1 protein-coding gene is annotated in these 421 nt (G+C 43.0%); it reads right to left on the bottom strand.

Features of this window, described 5'->3' with window-relative positions; all coding sequences use genetic code 11:
- Positions 1–421, bottom strand: a 421-nt coding sequence (locus ACVCZW_RS00415; RefSeq protein ID WP_452231345.1) for a hypothetical protein, incomplete at both ends; no start/stop codon positions are given.

Below are 421 nucleotides of genomic sequence, written 5' to 3'. Positions count from 1 at the left end.
TGCTGCAACTGTTCCATTTACTGGTACCGTTACTTCCGTTGGTTCTGTTCCTTCTGTTAATGTCGATCCTACTGGTAAAGTAGTCGTATCTACTACGATATCTACTGTCCCTGCTGGTACTCCTTCTATAGTATAGGTTCCGTCTGTTGCTGTTGTTGCTGTTGGCTCTCCTGCGTCTAATACGCCATTGCCATCTAAATCTGCAAATACAGTTACTGGAGAAGTAAATCCGGTTTCTGTTCCATTTTGTGTTCCGTCACCATCTTCATCGTTATATACTGTTCCGGTTACTGAACCAGCTGTAGTATAACCATCTGTTCCTGCTGCAACTGTTCCATTTACTGGTACCGTTACTTCCGTTGGTTCTGTTCCTTCTGTTAATGTCGATCCTACTGGTAAAGTAGTCGTATCTACTACGATA

Source organism: Lacinutrix sp. MEBiC02595 (genome assembly GCF_053601555.1).
This window is presented reverse-complemented; position numbering and strand designations above follow the sequence as displayed.